Genomic DNA, 18868 nt, shown 5'->3' with positions numbered 1-18868 from the left:
TCCCGCGCAAGGGGATTTCTGAGTCATATCGCAGAATCGGCGCCCTGTAAACGGGCGCACCAATACGGATATTCAATTTATGATCAATAAAGGTTAGCCGCCCGACCGTCTCGCTAGCTGCGCCACCTGGAAGAAGGCGCGGGCGCACAAGGTCTCATCAGGCATATGGGTGCGTTTGCAGTCCGCCTCGGCATCCATCAGGCGGTCCAGGGCGAGCGCCAGGTTGGGCAGGGTCCAGCGTCGCACCTGGTTGGTGATCTGCGCTTCCATCTTGAAGAACACCGGCGGTCGCAGGGCTTTCACCGCTTGCTGCGCCGTCTGGCCCCGGGTGGTGTGGTAGACCGCCATCTGCAGGCGCTGGAAGTGGCGCTGGGCGGAGCGCAGGATGGGCACCGGACTTGTCCCCTCCCCGAACAGGCGGCCCAGCGCGCGGTCGATGCTGGCAAGGTCGCCATCCGCCGCCGCCAGGGCCGGCTCATCCATGTCCAGGGCGGCGCTGTCGCCGATCACGGCGCGCACATCCTCCAGGGTCACGCGGCTGCCGCCCATCATATAGATGGCCAGCTTGTCGACCTCCCCCCGGGCCACGGCGCGGTCGCCCACCAAATTGGCGGCCAGCCAGTCACGGGCGTCGGTGTCGATGGTCAGCTTGTGCTCCCCCAGGATGCGGCCGATGGTGACCGCCAGCTCCCCCTCCTCCTCGACATAGCAGGCGATGGCGGCGGCCTTGTCGTCCGACTCGAACAGGGCGCGCAGCTTGGAGGATTTGCCGAGATCGCCGGCTTCCACCACCGCGAGCGTGTCGCCGGCGGCGGGCCGCTTCAACAGCGCCTGGAAGGCCACGGTGACGGACTCGTCGGCATCCCGCACCCGTACCAGGCGCCGGCCGCCGGTCAGCGCCATGGCCGCCATCTCATCATTCAGGCGGGCGCCGTCGCCACTCATCTGGTCGGCCTTCAGGTCGCTGACGCGGAAGGGGTCATGCAGGTCGTCAACGATGGCGCGGGACAGGGTCTGGGCGCGTTCCCGCACCAGCCCGGTGTCGGGGCCGTAGATCAGCACGGCGACGATGCCGGGGTCGGGGCGTTTACAGAAGCCGTCGGCGTTGCGGGGCTGAACCTTCAAGGACGCCTCCCGGGGAACGAAAGGGCCGCCTCGGGTGGAAGCGGCCCCTATACCCGTTTGATGAGGAACTTACGGGGCGTCGGCTGGCTGCGCCACCGAGCCGCGGTCGAAATACAGCGCCAGGCGGGTGGTGATCTCCTCCGCCAGCTCGGTCAGGGCGCGGTCGTAGGCGTCCTGCTCCGTCACCATGGTGGAGTACTGCGCCTCGGAGATGTCGTAGCTGACGATGGCCCGGCTGGAGGTGCGGTACAGCGTCTTGCTGGTCTTGGCGTCGATCAACTGATAGTCGGCCATGACATGCAGGCGGGAGCGGGTGGCGGTGGCGTCTTTCTGGATGCCCAAATCTTCTTTGGTGGAGCGCAGGACCACGGACAGGCGGTAGCCGGCGCTGACCGGCCGGCCATTGTCCTGATAGAACCGGTCGATCAGATAGTTGCGCAGCATCTGGCCGATGCGGTCCGGGATGATGTCGATCGACACCGAGGCCAACTGCGCCGCCGCGGACGGTTTGCCCGACACGCCGTGGTCACCGTAGACCGTGTGGAAGCCACAGGCGGAGAGGGCCAAGGACCCCGCCGCCAGCAGCACGCCCACAGCCAGCCGACGGGCCAGCGCCTTGCGGGTCACGGCCATGGGGCCGCCGTCATACGACAACATTGATCACCCGGTTGGGTACGACGATGACCTTGCGCACGGGCTTTCCCTCCAGGGCACGCTGCACGTTGGGCTCCGCCAGGGCCAGCGCCTCGGCCTCTTCCTTGGCGATGTCCTTGGGCAGGTGCAGGGTGGCGCGCAGCTTGCCATTGACCTGCACCGCCACGGTGGCGGTGTCCTCGGTGGCCAGCGCCGCATCCGCCACCGGCCAGACCGAATCGACCAGCAGGGTGTCATGCCCCAGCACCGACCACAACTCTTCCGCCAAGTGCGGCATCATCGGGCCGATCAGGCGCACCAGCACCTCCAGGCCCTCGCGCAGGACCGCCCCGTCGCCGGCGTGCTCACCGGCCTTGGCCTTGGCGTCCAGCTTCTCCAGCGCGTTGGCCAGCTCGCGGATGCGGGCCACCGCCTTGTTGAAACGGAAGCGTTCCAGGTCCTCGCCGATGGCGGCCACGGTCTTGTGCACCATGCGGCGCGCGTCGGTGGCGAGCGGCGACAGCTCGGACGGAATGGCGGTTCCGGCGGCCGGCAGGGCCACGGACGGCTCCGTCACCAGGCGCCACAGGCGGTTGATGAAACGCCAGGCGCCGTCGATGCCGGCCTCGGTCCATTCCAGGTCGCGGTCAGGCGGGCTGTCGGACAGCATGAACAGGCGGGCGGCGTCGGCGCCGTAGGTGTCGATGATGTGGGCCGGATCCACCACGTTCTTCTTGGACTTCGACATCTTGATGATGGGCCCGACGGTCACGGGGCCACCGCCCTCGCGCTGCACCGCCTTGCCCTCCACCGTGTCGACGTCCGAGGGCAGCAGCCACTTGCCATCGGCGTCCTGGTAGGTCGCGTGCGTCACCATGCCCTGGGTGAACAGACCCGCGAACGGTTCCTTCAGGTCGGTGTAGCCGCAATGGCTCAGCGCCCGTGTCCAGAACCGGGCGTACAGCAGATGCAGCACCGCGTGCTCGATGCCGCCGATATACTGATCCACCGGCAGCCAGTAGGCCGCCTCCTCCCGGTTGAAGGCTTGGTCTTCCACGCGCGGGCTGGCGAAGCGCAGGAAATACCAGCTCGACTCGATGAAGGTGTCGAAGGTGTCCGTCTCCCGCGTGGCCGCCGTGCCGCAGCTGGGGCAGTCCACATGCTTCCAGGTGGGGTGGCGGGCCAGCGGGTTGCCCGGCTGGTCGAAGGTCACGTCCTCCGGCAGGGTGATGGGCAGCTGGTCTTCCGGCACCGGCACCACGCCGCAGCTGGGGCAATGGATGACCGGGATGGGGCAGCCCCAGTAGCGCTGGCGCGACACGCCCCAGTCGCGCAGGCGGTAGATGGTGGTGCGCTGGCCACGGCCCATGGCCTCGACCTTCTCGCCCGCCGCCTGCTTGGCGGCCTCCACCTCCATGCCGTCCAGGAACTGCGAATTGCGCAGCACGCCCGGGCCGGTGTAGGCCTCGCCGCCCACGTCGAAGGTGGCGGGGTCCTCGCCTTCCGGCACCACCACGGGGGTGACCTTCAGGCCGTACTTGCGGGCGAAGTCCAGGTCGCGCTGGTCATGCGCCGGGCAGCCGAAGATGGCGCCGGTGCCGTATTCCATCAGCACGAAGTTGGCGATGTAGACCGGCAGCTTCCAGCCCGGCACGAAGGGATGCTCGGCGGTGATGCCGGTATCGAAGCCCTTCTTCTCCGCCGTCTCGATGGCCTCTTCCGAGGTGCCGACGCGGTTGCAGTCGGCGATGAACTCGGCCACCGCCGGGTTCTTCTCGGCCAGGGCCTGGGCGATGGGATGGTTGGGGGAGATGCCGACGAAGCTGGCGCCGAACAGGGTGTCGGGCCGGGTGGTGAACACCTCGACCTCGGGCTCGCCCTGAAACACGTTGGCGGGCACGCCTTCCGGGGCGGTCAGCTGGAAGCGGAAGCGCAGGCCGGTGGACTTGCCGATCCAGTTCTCCTGCATGATCCGCACTTTTTCCGGCCACCGGTCCAGCGTGGCCAGGGCCGACAGCAGATCGTCGGCGAAGTGGGTGATCTTCAGGAACCACTGTGACAGCTTGCGCTTTTCCACCAGCGCACCGGTGCGCCAGCCACGGCCGTCCACCACCTGCTCGTTGGCCAGCACGGTGTTGTCCACCGGGTCCCAGTTGACCCAGGATTCCTTGCGGTAGGCCAAGCCGGCCTTCAGGAAATCCAGGAACATTTTCTGCTCATGCCGGTAGTATTCCGGCCGGCAGGTGGCGATCTCCCGGTCCCAGTCGATGGCCAATCCCATGGACTGCAACTGGCCGCGCATGGTGGCGATGTTCTCGTACGTCCACTTTCCGGGGTGTACGTTCCGCTCCAGCGCCGCGTTTTCCGCCGGCAGGCCGAAGGCGTCCCAACCCATGGGATGCAGGACGTTGAAGCCCTTGGCCCGCTTGTAGCGGGCGATCACGTCGCCGATGGTGTAGTTGCGGACGTGCCCCATGTGGATGCGCCCCGAGGGATAGGGGAACATCTCAAGGACGAAATACTTCGGCCGGGCAGGGTCCGCGGAAACGGCGAAGCTGTTCCGGTCGGCCCAGGCCGACTGCCACTTCGCCTCGTTTTCCCTGACATTATACCGGGACATGGAAAAACCGCCTTCTCTCGGGTGTCGCGCCGGCCGTGAGCCTGTGGTCAGGCCGGGGCGTCACCCCCCCGGCAACCCGCCGGGGCGTTACGAGAGGGGAGACAGTCGCCCGCCGGCGATAGGGTCAGCTTACTTCGGGGCGGCCTGCTGGATGCGCAGCTGGCGCGCCCGGGTGAGGACGGTGTCCTCAAGCTGGCTGTTGGTTTCGGCGGCCACGGTGGCGTCGCGCCACTGGCCATTCTGGTCGACCTGGCGGAACACGGTCACGCGCACGCCGTCGGCGCGCAGCGTGGCGTCCAGGACGTACAGGTTGATCTTGAACCGCTCGCCCGGGGTGCTGGGCGGGCTGTACCAGTCGGTGATGATCACGCCGGTGTAGGGGTCGGCCGAGACCAGCGGCAGGAAGCCGATGGTATCCAGCGACGCGCGCCACAGGAAGGCGTTGACGGTGGGGCCCACCGCCTGGACGGCGGTGTTGGACGTGCCGACCGGGCCCGACGTGTTCTGGCGCATCAGGATCGACACGGGCTTCGGCGCGCCACCCTTGGGCGCGTCGTCGTCATCGCCCCAGCCCAGCCAGGAGCAAGCGGACGTGGAAAGCAGAAGTCCGGCAACCAGGAGGGAGCGGCCAATGATAAAAGCGGAGCGCGACGGCATGTGATTGTCACCCAGGGTCACGAGAACGGTTCCTTAGATCAAAAAAGCCGCTGGGACGCAAGGCCGGCCAGTGGGCATCCACGGGGACGGCCGCGGGCGCGGCGCGGAAGAGGGGCGGCAGGCGGCGGACAGAGGGCTAGAAACGAAATTCTATCACGCCCGTGGCCACGTTACCTGTCGGGTGCCGGCCGGCTGTCGTCGCGTCAGGGTTGCCGGCGTCCAGATCAGCGGTCCAGCGGATCAGGTCCAGGCCCACGGTGGTGTCGGCGCGCACCTTCCAGGACAGGCCCAGGCCATAGGCGCGATATGTCGTCAGGCGCTCGGTCTCGCTGCCATGCCAGAACAGCGTCAGGCCATAGGGGCCGTTCTCGTAGGTGCCTTGCAGCGTCGCCCCCCGGGTGTCGCCGGGGCCGCTTGCCGGCCGGTCGCGCGGCAGGCCGCTGTCCCCATCGTCGAACAGCACGGCGCCCACGGTGAAGCCGCCATAGGTCAGGCCGCCGGCCAGGGTCACGGTCTGGGTGTCCTCCAGCCAGCCATGGGCGGCATCGGCGTGGTTGTAGGCCAGGCCCGCCTCATACTGCACAGGGCCCCAGTCGCCCCGGTAGTTGGCCGCACCCTCCCAGAAATTGGTCTCGGCGGGAATGGCATAGGGGCCGACGATGTCCTGGCCGAAGGCCCGGCGCTCCGGCGCGAAGGAGAATCCCGCCTTCAGGCCGAACAGGCGTGGCGTCTCGTAATCCACCTTGGCGGCATCGTCGCTGTCGCGGCCGGCATAGGCCCGGCCCAGCACGGCACCGGGCGGCCGCACCCGGCCACTCTGGGTCCAGAACCCGTCCATCTCACCGCCCACCAGCAGGGGCAGCAGGTCGGTCGCCCGTTCCGACGCCCCCCAGTTCTGGCCCAGCCGCACCTTGCCCCAGCCGCCGGCGGCGTAAACATAGACCTGGTCGATGCCGATCTTGTCGGCGTTGCCCGGCCGGTCGGTGCTGCGCCCGGTGTTGCCAGAGCCGACGCGGAGCGTGGCGCCATAGGTGACGCCGCTGTCGGTCACCGTCTCCACACCGCCGGTTACGGCATAGGCGCCGAAGGGATCCCAGTGGGCGTTGCCCGCCGCCGGCGTGTCCGTGCCCACCACGCCGCCCTGGACCACGCCCGACAAGTGGTAGTCAGCGCTGGCGCGGGCGGGTGTCCACGGCGCCAGCAAGGCGCCCAGTGCGGCGGACGCGGCGCGGAGTGTCAGCAGGCGGCGGCTCATGGAACGATCTTTCCCTGTCCTGGTCGAGGGTGGCGGACAACCCCTATGGGCGGCGGCCGACGATACGGGGGCCTTGCCTTGGCCGCCCCGGCGGGAGGAAAGTCGCGCCGTACCCAGGCGACAACCCGCCTGGGGCAGGCTTTACCGTTGATCCCGCCCGCACACAACCGCCCATACATAACGTTGGCCCCATCATGACCCGCGCTAGCAAGCCCCCCGCCCCGCCCGCCCCGCCCGCCGATGCCGATATCGCCACGCGGTTCGCCACGGTGCGTGGTGTCATCGACACCGCCGCCCGGGCGGCGGGCCGCGACCCGGCGGCCGTGACCCTGGTGGCCGTGTCCAAGGTGCAGCCGGTGGAGAAGATCCGGGCGGCGCTGGCCGTGGGCCAGCGCGTGTTCGGCGAGAACCGGGTGCAGGAGGCCAAGGCCAAATGGACGGAGCTGAAGGCCGAGTACCCGGATGTCGAATTGCACCTGATCGGTCCCTTGCAGACCAACAAGGTCAAGGATGCCGTGGCGCTGTTCGACGTCATCCAGACGGTGGACCGGCCCCGCCTGGCGGAAGCGCTGGCGGCGGAGGGTAAGCGCCAGGGCCGCCTGCCCCGCCTGCTGGTGGAGGTGAACACCGGCGAGGAGCCGCAGAAGGCCGGGATCCCTCCGGCGGACGTGCCGGATTTCCTGGCCGCCTGCCGCGACACCCACGGGCTGGACATCGCCGGCCTGATGGCCATTCCCCCGGCTGAGGAGGAACCGGCCATGCACTTCGCCCTGCTGGCCGATTTGGCGCGCAAGGCCGGGCTGGCCCAGGTCTCCATGGGCATGAGCGGTGACTATGACCTGGCCGTGCGCATGGGTGCCACCTATGTGCGCGTCGGCACCGCCCTGTTCGGGGAACGCGCCGCCCCCGCGCATGATGCCCCCGAGGCGGGCTGACATCGCCCAAGGTGCCGGAAAACCTTGGAAATTTCAGCCTTGCGCATATCGGTGTGAAAAGGCACTTGCCGAGGGGGTCATGTCTCTATATGGTCCCGCCGCATTCCGGACGGAGGGGTGGCCGAGTGGTTGAAGGCGCTCGCCTGGAAAGCGGGTATACGGCCAAAACCGTATCGTGGGTTCGAATCCCATCCCCTCCGCCACTTCAGACCCTGAGTGGGCACTGAATTTACGCCATTTTTTCCGGTTAGCACCTGTAGCAGCCGAGACTTCGATCCCATGATCCGGACCTCGCCGTCCGCGACCTCAACGCGCTGGGCGAGCGCGCGAAGATGGTCGCGGCGATAGCCGCCGCCTTCAAGGCGGATATGCCGCCGCGCGGTTTCGGCGAAGTTGCGTACCATCTGCGGGGTAACGGCCTTGTTGCCGGAGTTTTCAAGCATGGCCTGGGCGCGCTCGGCATCGGCCTTCGCCTGATCGCGGATGACCTTCAGGCCGTCGATGCGGTCCTTAAGCGCCGGGTCGTGCAGGTCGGCGACGCCCGCCTCGATGGCGTCGTAGAGGCGCTTGAGACGGGCTTCTGACTCCGCCGCACGCCGGTTCAGTTCGCCAATGTGCTCATGCTGGCGCTCGGATCGCTCCTGCCGCCGGTCGAGGACCGTGGCGAGGATCGTCTCCAGCCTTTCGGGCTGGAGCAGACGGTCTTCGAGATGGCTGGCGACAAGATCGTCCAGCTTGTCCATCGGCACCGCCATACCCTCGCAGGCTGTCGGTCCCTGCCGGGCTTTCATCGAACAGGCGTAGTAACGATAGCGCCCGCCCTTGCCGGTGCGGATGGTCATGGCGCCGCCGCACTTGGCGCAATGGATCAGGCCGGTGAGCATGGTCGGACCACTGATGACGGCGGATGGCGTCACCGTGGGATGGCGGGCCTTGGAGCAACGCCTGCACCGCCTCGAAGGTCTCGCGGTCTATGAGCGGCGGGACGGGCACGACCACGATCTCGCTGACGGGTTTCAGCTCTTTGGACTTGGCCCGCTTGTTGAACTCATGCTCGCCCATATACGTGCGGCGGGTCAGGATGCGGTGGACTTGGCCGATGCCCCAGCGGCCTCCGTCGCGCGTGAAGATACGGTTGCGGTTCAGGTGGCTGACGATGTTCTTCACGCCCATCTGGCCGTGGTCGCCGTCACCGTGGAGCGCCAGCCTGTAGATCAGCCGCACGGTGCCGGCGTGCAGCGGGTCGATCTCCAGCTTCTTCTTGACCTTCGCGCCGCGTTGCTCGGCCGCGACGACGCGATAGCCGATGGGTGGAAGCGAGCCGTTCCAGAAGCCTTGCCTTGCGTTCTCTTTTAAGGCGCGGATGACGTGCTTGGCGTTCTCCTTGGACTGATATTCGTCGAACAGCGCCATGATCTGCCGCATCATGACGTGCATGGGGTCGTCGCCCATCTCCTGCGTGATGGAGAGGAGTTTCACCCCGCTCTTGGCGAGCTTCCTGACATAGAACTCCAGCTCGAAGTGGTCACGAAAGAACCGGCTGAACGAATGGACGATCACCATGTCGAAGGGCGCAGGCTTGGATGTACCCGCTTCGATCATGCGCTGGAATTCGGGCCGGCGGTCATTGGTCGCCGACGCGCCCGGCTCGACGTAGGTTTCGATGAGCTGATAGCCCCGCGACTGGCAGTAGGCTTCGCCTTGCCGCTTCTGGTCGGGGATGGAGATATCATGCTCGGCCTGCCGCGCGGTCGAGACGCGCAGGTAGAGGGCGGCGCGCAGCGGCACGGTCATGGCAGCGCTTTGCTCAGACTATCGGCCGGCGCTGAACATCGCGGTCGGTTTGAGATGCGCTCCATGATCGTCTTCGCTCGCCTTGAAGTGCCACGAAATGAGGCGCCTTTCGCGTTGTGATACGGTGGAGTTTTATCGAAGTCAGTGTATTGGGCAGCAGTAGGGTCAAGAATTTCTCCCATGGGAGATTCGACCCACCAGTGAGACACTCCGTCATCGTCTACACCGCGCCGAGCTTTGTAACCGGACGTTTTCCCGCCTAAAGACCGATACAGTGCCTCTGCTGCGTGATAGCAATGGCCGAACATTGGATTATCGAGCCGTCCGCTGTAATCTTTAGGAATTAAGTCTGGGCTCAACACAGCTTGGATAGCCTGGATGAGTTCTTTTTCCTCGGAGGTCATCCGACTCGTCCTGCGCTAGTTGGAGATGAATTGCTCATCGAACAGGTCAGCGAACCATTGCTCGAACACCTCCATCTCGGCTTCCGTGACGGGCACATGCTCCGGCCAGTCATCGGTGACGGTCCAGGTCGAGAGGTCGTGCTTCGGCGGCCGGCCCGGAAACGGCCAAGGGTAGCCGAGCAACGCTTCAAGCTGATCAGAGACCGCGGGGACAGATTTGAGGACAGGTCGGGGCATGTCGTCAGTATCGCGCCGGCGGGCGGCAAGTAGAATGGCCCATGATTGCGCCTAGACACGCCCGGATACACCTCGGTCATGGGGCTTCTCATCATTCCCCTTTCCGGCCCGTTCTCGGCGACACCGCCAGGCCGAGGAACACCATCACAGCTTGGTTCAGGCGAACCACATCCTCGTCATCCAGCCGCCCGACCCGCTCGCCGACCTTGGACTTCGGGACGGTGGTGATCTTGTCCACCATCAGCCGGGAGGGAGAGCGCAGGCCGTTGCGTTCGTTCGGCTCCACCGCGAGCCGGAACAGGGGGGCCTCGGTCGGGTCCGTGGTGAAGGCGCAGATCGTGATCGAGTCCGTCGCGTCGAAGGAGTCGTCCTGCACGACGACGACGGGGCGGGGTTTGCCCGCATAATCCTTGCCGCCGGAGACGGTCCAGATGTCCCCCCGCCTCATTCGTCGTCCCAGTCGGACACCGCGTCGATGAACGCCTGATCCTCGGCCGCATGGGCGCTTGCCGCCACGGCCAGCGATTGCCGGTGCGCCTCCGCCCGGAAGGATGAGGCGCGCACGTCCGGTACCCAAATCTGGATCGGCCGCAAGCCCTGCGCGCGCAGCCGGTCGCGGTGCTCCTGAACCTTCACCTTGGTGGGCTTCGCGCCTCTCGCTGATGCCATGACACAGACCTTCAATAAGTTACATGTAACCTATCATGTGGCAGTTGGCATGGAAAGCGGATTCGATGCGTCGCTCGGCCATCGCCGCCGGGAAATGTGCAAAAGGTGGTTATTCAGCAATAGGCTGACGGCACGGCGCACATTGCGCCCCAAGGCCGCACATTGCCGGATGGACGAAAAATCGAAGCAAAATCAATCGACCGACCGAGCCGCAATGTGCGGTCTTTTATCTGGCCATCGACGATTCAGCCTCTAAACCGGCAAGAGCGGTCGCTGCAATCGGATCGACTACTGCGTAAACAGGGGCCTCGAATGCTCGCCACGCATTGGTCGTTGCGGCGGCAGCTTCCACCCGCAGACCAGCCTCTGCTCCCTCCCGGTCGCACCCGAAACAGCTTGGTGAAACGAGGCGCCCAGCCCCAATGGTGCATTAGGGCGCTGAAGGCTTCACCGAACCCACTTCGTCGCGTGAGGCGAGGAGCGTTTTCAGGCTGCTAATCGACTCTTCGCGACCGGAGGGGTTATCAGCCCATCAAAAATATCCCAAAAACGGGCAGCCCGCTTCATTGAAGATATGATATTTATTTGAAAAGGGGGTAGCCCCTTTATAAACCGGCGGCGTATGCGAGGGCGTTAAACGTGGCAGAAGCGATACCAACGAAACCAGAGGAAACCGTTCGGCAACAGGTCATTAAGGATTTGATGCGTCTCGGGTGGAAAGAGACGCAGCTTCGTTGGAGGCCAGAGTGGCAAGTTCCGGATACTCCGCACGATCTGACGAAAAGAGAACGGGGACAGAAGTACGCGGTTTGTGGATCGGCAGACTTAGTAGCGTTCGCCGATGACAGCGGCGAATGGTACGCCCTTCAGGTCATCTTCGAATTCAAGGCACCAGACATCGCGCATGGCAAGTCTCAGCTCATGCGATACCTCAGCAACGAGCCCATGGCGAAAATGGGCTTCTGGACGAATGGAAGCCAGACGCTGGCAGTCTACAAGCGGCACCAGTCGGAGTGGGTATTCGTTGAGAACGCTGGCCTCCCTCACCCCACCGATGATCTAACTCAGCCACCGGATGTTCCCCCGACTTGGAAGACTATGCGACAGCCGAGCGAAGCCGAACTATCCGGCGCGCTGAAGCGTATCGTGGCAACGGTCGTGGTTTCAGATCCTCACGTTGTGAGGCGGGAAGATCAGCTTCGCGAACTGCTGCATATCCTACTGGTGAAACTCGAAAGTGACGCTATAGCCAGCCGGTCCGCCAATCGCGACAACCCGGTTGATTTCAGAATCTACGGCGATGCACTGACCAAGGTGGCGATCACCGCCAGCAAAGTGCGAGAAAGCTACAAGGAATATTTCCACAAGCAGCGCACGAGAATATTCAATGCCGCTGACCGGGAAGAGCTATTCCTCAGCGATGATACACTTTTCGCAGTCGCTGCCGAGCTAAGTCCTTTCCGAATTCTCGGTGATGATGTTGATCTACTCGCGAAAGCATTTCAGATTTTCCGGACTTCGGCACTCAAGAGCGGTGAAGGCCAGTACCTGACACCTCTTCGAGTGGTTCGACCCGCTGTGATGGCGATGGAGATTACATCAGCCGACAAGGTGATTGATCCAGCTTGCGGATCGGGGGCCTTCGTTGTCGAAGCCCTTCGTCAGGTGGCGTCGCGCGAGTTCCCCAACGAAAACGAAGCCTATCATCTCGTGAAGTGGGCGAACGACAACCTCTATGGTGTGGATAAGGACGACATCGGGGTCAAGCTGACCAAGGCGACCATGGTCGCGATGCGCGACGGTTCCACCCACGTCCTGCTGGGCGACGCGATCCGGACGAACCTTTGGCCCGCTAAATACCAGAAACTAAGCCAAGAGTTGGGCGCTCCGACAGAGAAGTTCGGGCTGGAACAGTTCACGGTCGTGATCACCAATCCGCCGTTCGGCGAAAGCCTAAAAGTCAAGGCAGCTGATTGCCGAGCAGCAGGCTATACGATCTCCACCTATGCTGCGATGAAAGGGCCGAACGATCACGTCGACCTTGAGATTGGCTTGGTTTACCTAGAGCAATGTTACCGGCTTCTTGGTGTCGGTGGGCGCGTTGGTATAATTCTTCCTGAGACCTACTTCTTCAGCTACTCCTATCGTTGGCTTCCATATTGGCTGAATGGGCGACTTGCACTGCGGGGTATGCTGAATATTCCCATGGAGGCATTCGAAGAATTCTGTCGCGCCAAGACGAATTTCTACATTTTCGAGAAGGTGGGCCATGTCGAAACTGATTTCGATTCGACCGCCATTCCCAAGAAGAAGACGGCGAAGAGGGGCACGGCGAAATGAGCATCCGCAAGCCAAACTGGTTTTCCAGCGAAACGATTATGGTTTCAACCGCCCCGACATGCGGCCTGACCAAGGGCGGCCGTCTCCTGCCGATAGTTGATCCGACGACGGGGAAGCGCGTCCAAGAGCTTGATCCCGAAACAGGCGCGGCTGTGGATGCCATTGATGACCGGCTGGCGGAAGACGCAATGGCGCTCTCGAAGGGGCAGCAAACCGACACTCTGACCTTCATTCCTACTGCGGACATTGATCTCCGTTGTGCCGTCCCCGTCTACTATGACCATCGCTTCCGCGACCAGTTCAACGAAGCAATGAAGAAGCCGCAGTTCTCGGGCTTCGAAACCGCTTCAATAGGAGCCCTAATTGGGCGGGGCGTCCTGACGGTCCGGGGCGGCCACGGGTCACCGTCGCAAGACGAACGGATTGGAGATGTTCCCTACATTAAGGTTTCCGATCTTCGAGCTGGGTTGGTCAATATTAACCCGACGAACCGAATTCCTTTATCAGTCGCGAAGAAGTTTTGGGGCGGCGCTGATTCAGGGTTGCGGGCATTCGATCTCTTGTGTCCGGAGAGAACGTCAAAAAATATCGGTGACTTCTGCATTCTACTTCCGGGGCAAGAACGAGTTGTCACGACGAAAGAGGTCATAGTTCTTCGTCCCGGTCCGAAGGCAAATTTCGATCCGTTCTACCTGCTTTGGGCGTTGTCGCTTAGGGTAGTGCGCGATCAGTGGCGCCGCATCATTTTTATGCAAACGAACCGAGAAGACGTGGGCAAACGCTATCTCGAAATTCTGCTGCCAGTGCCTCCGTCGCGCGAGCGCGCGGTGGAAATATCGGAGCCCTTCCGAACGTATTACAAGACCCTCGCTACGGCTCGCTCGGCGCTATCTGACTATCTCGATAAAGAGAAGCAACACCATTTTTTCGTGTCGGGGGCCGAAAAACTTTCACCAACGATCGATCCAGACGCGGGAATCTGATAGTGCGACAGCCGGTTCGTGATCGAACCATGGCGGGTTATAGGGCCACGGCGAAAACGTAGTGATCATCGCTATCGGTCGTGGCCCGCCACTTTGCCGCCAAGTGCCCTCTTTGGCGCGGGCGGCCCGCACGACACCAAGCGGTCATGCAATCGTCGGGCGCCAACGTTTGATGTCGGACCATGTTGGGCATGGCGGCGCGCGGCCCGAAGCGGCGATTGAACCGACCGCGACCACCCTACAGTGAAGACCTTCCGATTGATGCCCCGCCATCGACATGCAGCGTCTGGCCGGTGATGAACCCGGCATCTTCCGATAGCAGGTAGTCAATCGCCCCGGCGATCTCTTCAGGCTTTCCAAACCTCCCCATTGGAACCCCGGAGAGATACCTCGCCTCGCCTTCGCCGCCGACAGGATTGTTCGCCCGGAACAGTTCCGTCTCGGTCGGCCCCGGAGAGACCGCGTTCACAGTGATCCCGGTCGGAGCGAGTTCCAGAGCCCAGCTTCGCGTGAAGCTGACGAGCGCGGCCTTGGCGGCGGCGTAGCTTGTCCGCTGCACGGCGCCGAGAACCGTGAGACTGGAGATGTTCATGATCCGGCCCCAGCCGCGCAACCTCATGCCGGGCAGGGCCGCCTGCGTCACCAAAAGGGCTGGATGCAGATTGATCCGCATGACCTCATCAAGATTTTCGACCGTGACATCGCCGAGCGACTCGGCCCGCACGAGCCCGACATTGTTGACGACGCCATCGACGCCAGTATCCCGAATGATCTTCGCGAGTTCATCAATGGAGGCGCGATCGGAGAGGTCGAGCGCATGGAGCCTCCCGGGAAAGGCCTCGGTCGTGTTTCGAGCGACGCCGATGACACTATGCCCGCTATTCGCGAGCCGGTGCGCCAGCGCAAGGCCGATGCCCTTGCTGGCGCCGGTGACCAGGAAAGTTCTCTTCAATGGAAAAGTCCCTCACCCCCGCTTCCGAAGAAGCGGAGGCCATTAGGGGTGAATGGGATCAGGCGGCGGCGCGGGTTGCCGCGAGGCGCAGGGCCGGCAGCATGTCTTCCGGCTCCGGGCGGCGGGTATAGTCCGGATTGACCTCCGCGTAGAGGATGGCGCCGCCTTGTCCGACGACATAGCGGGCGGGCATCGGCAGGGTCCAACTCGGATTGCCGTTGAAGGCCGGAAGGTCGTTCTTGAGCGACTTGTAGAGTTCGATCAGGTAGTCCGGCATTTCGAAGCGCAGGCCGAAGGCGGCGGCGACGTCGTTGCGCGGGTCCGACAAAATCGGGAAGGTCAGCTTGTTCCGCCTGACCGACTTGCGGCTGTTGACCGGGTTCTGCGGCGAGATCGCCAGCAGGCTTGCGCCGAGTTCCTGGAATGTCGGCAGTGCCTCCTGCAGCGCCTGGAGTTCCATGTTGCAGTAGGGGCACCAGACCCCACGATAGAAGCTGATGACCAGAGGTCCGCTGGAAAGCAGATCGGCAGAGGAGACCGTGTTGCCATCCGGGTCGGAGAGGCGGAAGGTGGGCAACTCGTCGCCTGCCTTCAAGGCCCGTTGGGCCGCGCCTGAGGCGATGAGTTCGGTGGTGGCGCGGTGCATGGTTTCCACCACCGAATAAGGAACATTGTAGGGCGGTTTGCCGGCCTCGAAGTCGGCTTTGAAAGCGTCGAGCTTGGATTGAAGCGTCATGGTTTCGCTCCTTGACCTGTCGGGCATTTATCGGCCTGGGCGGGTCGGGTTGGGCTGATGATCAGCCATTGCTGGCGATGGACCGGGCCACGTCGGCCGCGCTGATGCCTTCAAGCGCCAAGCCATAGCCCGCGCCTTCGTCGATGAGCCGGCGCAGCTTCTGCGTCAGGGCGATGCGGGTGTATCGGCTGGTGAGCGGCGGAAGGGCGGCGATACCCTCGGCGATCTCATGGGCACGGACGAGCAAGCCATCGGCCGGGACGATCTCGTTCACCACCCCCCAGTCCTTGGCCGTCTGCGCGTCGAGGACCTGGCGGGTCAGGATGAAGTGGCGGCCGCGGATACTGCCGATCACTTCCGGCCAGAGCAGGTTCACGCCGTCGCCGGGGACGATGCCGAAATCGAAGTGCGGCTTGTCCTGGAAGACGGTTTCCGGTGTGGCGAGAATGATGTCCGTCAGCAGGGCGTATTCCGAATGCAGCAGGACCGGCCCGTTCAGGGCGCTGATCATCGGCACTTCGATATCGAGGATGTTCATGAGGACTTTCTTGCCCTCACGCAGGATCTTGTCGTAGCCGCGCGGCGAGAAGAAATCGAAACCCTCGGGGTTGATCACATCCATGAAGGCATCTCCCGAGCCGGTCAGGATGACGACGCGGTTCTCGGCATCGGAACCGATCTGATGGAAGAGCTCGACGAACTGCTCATGGGTATGGCCGTTGAAGACGAGCTTGCCGCCATCGGTGTGGAGCGCGACCTCAAGGACGCCGCTTGGCGACCGGGTCAGGCGGGCGTTCGGGAAGCTGTTCTTGTAGGTTTCGAAGTTGGACACGATCATTTTCCTTTGGGTTTGGATGGGGATGGCGGGGGGGGGAGGATCAGGCGGCGGGCACGAGGGCTTCGACGCGGGATATGGCGCGCTGGACGGCGGGGCGCTCCGCTATCGTCTGGTACCAGCGGGAAAGGTGCGGGCGGCCATCCAGCGTCAGGCCAGGGAATTGCCGACGCCACAGCCATCCGAAATGGGCGATGTCGGCGATGGTGAACGCCTCGCCGACTATGAAAGCCTGGTCGGCAAGCCTGCGATCGAGCAGGCCGAGGATGCGTTCGGCTTCCGTCGCGAAACGTGCTTCGGCGATCGGCTGCGGGTCCGGCGAGAAGCGCTTGAAGAAGCCGGCATTGCCGAAGGCGGGGCTCAGGGCCGAGGCATGGAAGAAAAGCTGCTCGAAGACCCGGGCACGGCTTTCACCATCGCTTGGCAACAGTTTGCCAGTCCGTTCCGCAAGATGAACCAGGATCGCGGCGCTTTCCGTCAGGACGAAACCGTCATCCACCAGGACAGGTACCTTGCCGTTCGGATTAAGCGTGACGAACGCCTCTTCCTTCTGTTCGCCCTTGCGGACGTTGACCGCCCTCAGTTCGTAGGGAAGGCCGAGTTCCTCAAGCGCGATCGCCACCTTGACGCTGTTGGGGGTGGCAAAGGCGTGTACTTCGATCATGTTTGTCTCCATCGGATCGCGTTCGTTGGAGAGGGTTATGACTATTCCGAGACCCTTGCGGCAGGCGGCTTGAGGCGATAATGCTTATTCTGAAAAGGAATAAGCGATGGACAGACTGCAGGCGATGACCGCGTTCGTGCGCGTGGTTGAGACCGGTTCCTTCTCGCGGGCGGCCCGTCAGATCGGGGTCGGCCAGCCCGCCATCTCGAAGACGATCGCGCAATTGGAAGACCGGTTGCAGGTCCGCCTGCTCATTCGATCGACCCACGGGCTGTCGCCTACTGACGCCGGGGTGCGCTTTTACGAACGAGCCAAGACCGCCATCCATGAAGCGGACGAGGCCGAACTGGAAGCGAAGGGTGCCGGCGCCGGACTTTCAGGTCGACTTCGCATTTGCGCCGCCACGACATTCGCGAGACTCATGGTCATTCCGCGCCTACCGGAATTCATGGCGAAGCACCCCGACTTGGACGTGGACATCGTTCTCGACGACCGGGTGATCGATCTCGTGTCCGAAGGCATCGACATAGCGCTTCGCATGGGCGATCTCGCCGACTCTTCGGCCGTCGCCCGCCTTCTTGCAACCGGCCGGCGGTCGGTGGTTGCAACACCCGCCTATCTCGGAAAGCACGGCGTGCCGCAGGTGCCTGCGGATATCGCCGCGCATCAGGCGGTCATCTATGCCCAGCTCGGCAGTAGCTGGACATTCCGCAGGGACGGAACCGAGGCGTCTGTCGTGGTCTCCGGCCGGGTTCAGTTCAGCGCAGCCGAAGGCATTCGCGCGGCGGTCAAGGCTGACATGGGGTTGGCTGTCGCCTCAGACTGGATGTTCTGGCCGGAACTACGGACCGGCGAGGTCACGCGGGTGCTTGAAGATTGGGAGCTTCCGAAGATCGACCTCTGGGCGGTCTTTCCGACGGGACGCCTCGCAAGTGCCAAGGCGCGGGCGTTCGCGGACTTCGTGGAGCGGGTTGTCGGGTCTCCCGTTGGCACGAGTTTGCCACCCCGTCCAGACGCGGAGATGTCCGCTTTCGGGATGCGTGTAGGATGCGGACTTCGGTCGGAATGAAGGCGCGATGCCGCCAGATGCCCGATATAGTTCCGATGATGTTGGTCCGCTGATCCTGCGAGCTCCCCCAGCCATGGACAGGCATGTTCATGTTCCCCTGACCCTCGCCCGTGATGGCGTCCAGTGGTACGCGGCGGCCCTCTCCCCCGTCGAGCTTGAGCATTTGACACGGGTATTGACCGGCGTTCCCGCCGCCCGCGCCGGCGTGCGCCTTCGGGATGTTCCCGGGTTGGCCGCCTTCCTCGACACCGCTGGACCGGTGGGCCGCTTGGCCGCCTCCGCCCTGGGCGCCGATGCCCGGCCGGTGCGGGCCGTCCTGTTCGACAAGAGCGTGGCCAACAACTGGGCGCTGGGTTGGCATCAGGACCGGACCATCGCCGTGGCCGAGCGGGTGGAGGTGCCGGGCTATGGACCGTGGAGCGTGAAGGATGGCCTGACCCATGTGGCGCCCCCGGCCGACCTGCTGGCCGGCATGGCCACCCTGCGGATTCACCTGGACCCCGTGGGGCCGGATAACGCCCCCCTGTTGGTGGCGCCCGGTTCCCATCGCCTGGGCCGCGTGGCGGAAGCCGACATCGCCGACGCCGTCCGCCGCTGCGGTCAGGCCGCCTGCCTGGCGGAGCCCGGGGACATCTGGCTCTACGCCACCTTGATCCTGCACGCCTCCGCCGTCGCCGCCCGGCCCGATCGCCGGCGGGTGCTGCAGGTGGACTACGCCGCGGGCGACCTGCCCGGCGGCTTGCGCTGGCTGGGCGTGTAGGCGCGGGGTACAGTCGTGCCAGATGTTCCACCATGCCGGACGCACCCATGGCCGCGTACAGCTATCGTGACGACCCGGCGGTGCCGGCCTTTCCGGACGACCGGCCTGTCAATCGGCAGCGTAACGGGACCCCGTATCGGCGCCCAATAGGGACCCCAGTGATGTGCTGGCAATCGGGTTGTCCCGGTAGCGCATAGGAG

At 64.2% G+C, this 18868-nt stretch carries 19 protein-coding genes, 1 tRNA gene and 2 pseudogenes; 7 read left to right on the top strand and 15 right to left on the bottom strand.

Annotated features, from left to right (window positions below):
- Positions 1-93: 93 nt before the first annotated feature.
- The 5 genes from holA to FHS74_RS27075 all read right to left on the bottom strand — a co-directional run bounded on the left by holA (position 94) and on the right by FHS74_RS27075 (position 6290).
- Entirely contained in the window at positions 94-1125 is a 1032-nt protein-coding gene (holA, locus tag FHS74_RS27095) for a DNA polymerase III subunit delta (protein WP_184807386.1), read from the bottom strand.
- A gap of 69 nt (positions 1126-1194) precedes the next feature.
- The gene (gene lptE / locus FHS74_RS27090; RefSeq protein WP_246463404.1) at positions 1195-1758 is read right to left on the bottom strand and encodes an LPS assembly lipoprotein LptE; all 564 of its coding nucleotides are present in this window, start codon (positions 1756-1758) and stop codon (positions 1195-1197) included.
- A 10-nt stretch (positions 1759-1768) separates the two neighbouring features.
- Positions 1769-4378, bottom strand: coding sequence for a leucine--tRNA ligase (gene leuS, locus FHS74_RS27085; RefSeq protein ID WP_184807385.1), 2610 nt, complete (start codon positions 4376-4378; stop codon positions 1769-1771).
- A gap of 129 nt (positions 4379-4507) precedes the next feature.
- Complete coding sequence (locus FHS74_RS27080; protein WP_343067051.1) at positions 4508-5056, bottom strand: DUF3576 domain-containing protein; 549 nt, start codon at positions 5054-5056, stop codon at positions 4508-4510.
- 115 nt (positions 5057-5171) lie between these two features.
- Positions 5172-6290 carry a porin gene (locus tag FHS74_RS27075; protein ID WP_184807384.1) on the bottom strand — a complete coding sequence of 373 codons (1119 nt, stop codon included), beginning with the start codon at positions 6288-6290 and terminating at the stop codon, positions 5172-5174.
- A gap of 194 nt (positions 6291-6484) precedes the next feature.
- Between FHS74_RS27075 and FHS74_RS27070 the strand changes: the two genes are divergently transcribed.
- The 3 genes from FHS74_RS27070 (at position 6485) to FHS74_RS30170 (ending at position 7809) form a co-directional block, all read left to right on the top strand.
- Positions 6485-7225: a YggS family pyridoxal phosphate-dependent enzyme gene (locus FHS74_RS27070; RefSeq protein ID WP_184807383.1), complete on the top strand. Its 741-nt coding sequence runs from the start codon at positions 6485-6487 to the stop codon at positions 7223-7225.
- 111 nt (positions 7226-7336) lie between these two features.
- Positions 7337-7428, top strand: a tRNA-Ser gene (locus tag FHS74_RS27065).
- Between the two features lie 129 nt (positions 7429-7557).
- Positions 7558-7809, top strand: coding sequence for a hypothetical protein (locus FHS74_RS30170; RefSeq protein WP_211106585.1), 252 nt, complete (start codon positions 7558-7560; stop codon positions 7807-7809).
- Positions 7810-7992: 183 nt separating this feature from the next.
- Here FHS74_RS30170 and FHS74_RS30700 read toward each other — a convergent pair.
- The 6 genes and pseudogenes from FHS74_RS30700 to FHS74_RS27040 form a co-directional block, all read right to left on the bottom strand.
- Positions 7993-8067: pseudogene (locus FHS74_RS30700) on the bottom strand (hypothetical protein); the annotation flags it as partial.
- Between the two features lie 151 nt (positions 8068-8218).
- Positions 8219-9019 (bottom strand): annotated as a pseudogene (locus FHS74_RS27060) (recombinase family protein); the annotation flags it as partial.
- Positions 9016-9423 (bottom strand): hypothetical protein, encoded by a 408-nt coding sequence (locus tag FHS74_RS27055; protein WP_184807462.1) that lies wholly within the window; start codon positions 9421-9423, stop codon positions 9016-9018. The pseudogene FHS74_RS27060 and the gene FHS74_RS27055, both read right to left, overlap by 4 nt.
- A gap of 15 nt (positions 9424-9438) precedes the next feature.
- Entirely contained in the window at positions 9439-9606 is a 168-nt protein-coding gene (locus FHS74_RS27050; protein WP_246463403.1) for a hypothetical protein, read from the bottom strand.
- Positions 9607-9751: 145 nt separating this feature from the next.
- Entirely contained in the window at positions 9752-10108 is a 357-nt protein-coding gene (locus FHS74_RS27045; protein WP_184807381.1) for a type II toxin-antitoxin system PemK/MazF family toxin, read from the bottom strand.
- Positions 10105-10329 carry an antitoxin MazE family protein gene (locus FHS74_RS27040; RefSeq protein WP_184807380.1) on the bottom strand — a complete coding sequence of 75 codons (225 nt, stop codon included), beginning with the start codon at positions 10327-10329 and terminating at the stop codon, positions 10105-10107. The genes FHS74_RS27045 and FHS74_RS27040 overlap by 4 nt, the downstream gene beginning before the upstream one ends.
- Before the next feature lie 639 nt (positions 10330-10968).
- On the opposite strand from FHS74_RS27040, the gene FHS74_RS27035 reads away from it, so the two are divergent.
- Positions 10969-12669, top strand: a complete 1701-nt coding sequence (locus FHS74_RS27035) for an N-6 DNA methylase (RefSeq protein ID WP_184807379.1) — start codon at positions 10969-10971, stop codon at positions 12667-12669.
- A complete protein-coding gene (locus FHS74_RS27030; RefSeq protein WP_184807378.1) occupies positions 12666-13652 on the top strand; it encodes a hypothetical protein in 987 nt (328 codons plus the stop codon). Before FHS74_RS27035 ends, FHS74_RS27030 begins: the two co-directional genes overlap by 4 nt.
- Before the next feature lie 238 nt (positions 13653-13890).
- Here the strand turns inward: FHS74_RS27030 and FHS74_RS27025 are convergent, their stop codons facing one another.
- From FHS74_RS27025 to FHS74_RS27010, 4 genes are all read right to left on the bottom strand, one after another.
- Complete coding sequence (locus FHS74_RS27025) at positions 13891-14604, bottom strand: SDR family oxidoreductase (RefSeq protein ID WP_184807377.1); 714 nt, start codon at positions 14602-14604, stop codon at positions 13891-13893.
- Between the two features lie 58 nt (positions 14605-14662).
- Entirely contained in the window at positions 14663-15340 is a 678-nt protein-coding gene (locus tag FHS74_RS27020) for a peroxiredoxin-like family protein (protein WP_184807376.1), read from the bottom strand.
- Positions 15341-15401: 61 nt separating this feature from the next.
- Positions 15402-16178 (bottom strand): enoyl-CoA hydratase/isomerase family protein, encoded by a 777-nt coding sequence (locus FHS74_RS27015; protein ID WP_211106583.1) that lies wholly within the window; start codon positions 16176-16178, stop codon positions 15402-15404.
- A 40-nt stretch (positions 16179-16218) separates the two neighbouring features.
- Positions 16219-16839, bottom strand: a complete 621-nt coding sequence (locus FHS74_RS27010) for a glutathione S-transferase family protein (RefSeq protein WP_184807375.1) — start codon at positions 16837-16839, stop codon at positions 16219-16221.
- Between the two features lie 106 nt (positions 16840-16945).
- On the opposite strand from FHS74_RS27010, the gene FHS74_RS27005 reads away from it, so the two are divergent.
- Complete coding sequence (locus tag FHS74_RS27005) at positions 16946-17908, top strand: LysR family transcriptional regulator (RefSeq protein WP_184807374.1); 963 nt, start codon at positions 16946-16948, stop codon at positions 17906-17908.
- Between the two features lie 73 nt (positions 17909-17981).
- Positions 17982-18668, top strand: coding sequence for a phytanoyl-CoA dioxygenase family protein (locus FHS74_RS27000; protein ID WP_184807373.1), 687 nt, complete (start codon positions 17982-17984; stop codon positions 18666-18668).
- Positions 18669-18868: the final 200 nt, after the last annotated feature.

It is taken from the genome of Nitrospirillum iridis (assembly GCF_014205765.1).
Taxonomy (GTDB): Bacteria; Pseudomonadota; Alphaproteobacteria; order Azospirillales; family Azospirillaceae; genus Nitrospirillum; species Nitrospirillum iridis.
This window is presented reverse-complemented; position numbering and strand designations above follow the sequence as displayed.

What these genes read in the sequence shown, in the direction of transcription:
- lptE (WP_246463404.1), bottom strand. Translation starts at nt 1,758, where the DNA reads ATGGCCGTGACCCGCAAGGCGCTGGCCCGTCGGCTGGCTGTGGGCGTG.
- leuS (WP_184807385.1), bottom strand. Translation starts at nt 4,378, where the DNA reads ATGTCCCGGTATAATGTCAGGGAAAACGAGGCGAAGTGGCAGTCGGCC.
- FHS74_RS27075 (WP_184807384.1), bottom strand. Translation starts at nt 6,290, where the DNA reads ATGAGCCGCCGCCTGCTGACACTCCGCGCCGCGTCCGCCGCACTGGGC.
- FHS74_RS27070 (WP_184807383.1), top strand. Translation starts at nt 6,485, where the DNA reads ATGACCCGCGCTAGCAAGCCCCCCGCCCCGCCCGCCCCGCCCGCCGAT.
- FHS74_RS30170 (WP_211106585.1), top strand. Translation starts at nt 7,558, where the DNA reads ATGGTCGCGGCGATAGCCGCCGCCTTCAAGGCGGATATGCCGCCGCGC.
- FHS74_RS27055 (WP_184807462.1), bottom strand. Translation starts at nt 9,423, where the DNA reads ATGACCTCCGAGGAAAAAGAACTCATCCAGGCTATCCAAGCTGTGTTG.
- FHS74_RS27045 (WP_184807381.1), bottom strand. Translation starts at nt 10,108, where the DNA reads ATGAGGCGGGGGGACATCTGGACCGTCTCCGGCGGCAAGGATTATGCG.
- FHS74_RS27040 (WP_184807380.1), bottom strand. Translation starts at nt 10,329, where the DNA reads ATGGCATCAGCGAGAGGCGCGAAGCCCACCAAGGTGAAGGTTCAGGAG.
- FHS74_RS27030 (WP_184807378.1), top strand. Translation starts at nt 12,666, where the DNA reads ATGAGCATCCGCAAGCCAAACTGGTTTTCCAGCGAAACGATTATGGTT.
- FHS74_RS27020 (WP_184807376.1), bottom strand. Translation starts at nt 15,340, where the DNA reads ATGACGCTTCAATCCAAGCTCGACGCTTTCAAAGCCGACTTCGAGGCC.
- FHS74_RS27015 (WP_211106583.1), bottom strand. Translation starts at nt 16,178, where the DNA reads ATGATCGTGTCCAACTTCGAAACCTACAAGAACAGCTTCCCGAACGCC.
- FHS74_RS27010 (WP_184807375.1), bottom strand. Translation starts at nt 16,839, where the DNA reads ATGATCGAAGTACACGCCTTTGCCACCCCCAACAGCGTCAAGGTGGCG.
- FHS74_RS27005 (WP_184807374.1), top strand. Translation starts at nt 16,946, where the DNA reads ATGGACAGACTGCAGGCGATGACCGCGTTCGTGCGCGTGGTTGAGACC.
- FHS74_RS27000 (WP_184807373.1), top strand. Translation starts at nt 17,982, where the DNA reads ATGGACAGGCATGTTCATGTTCCCCTGACCCTCGCCCGTGATGGCGTC.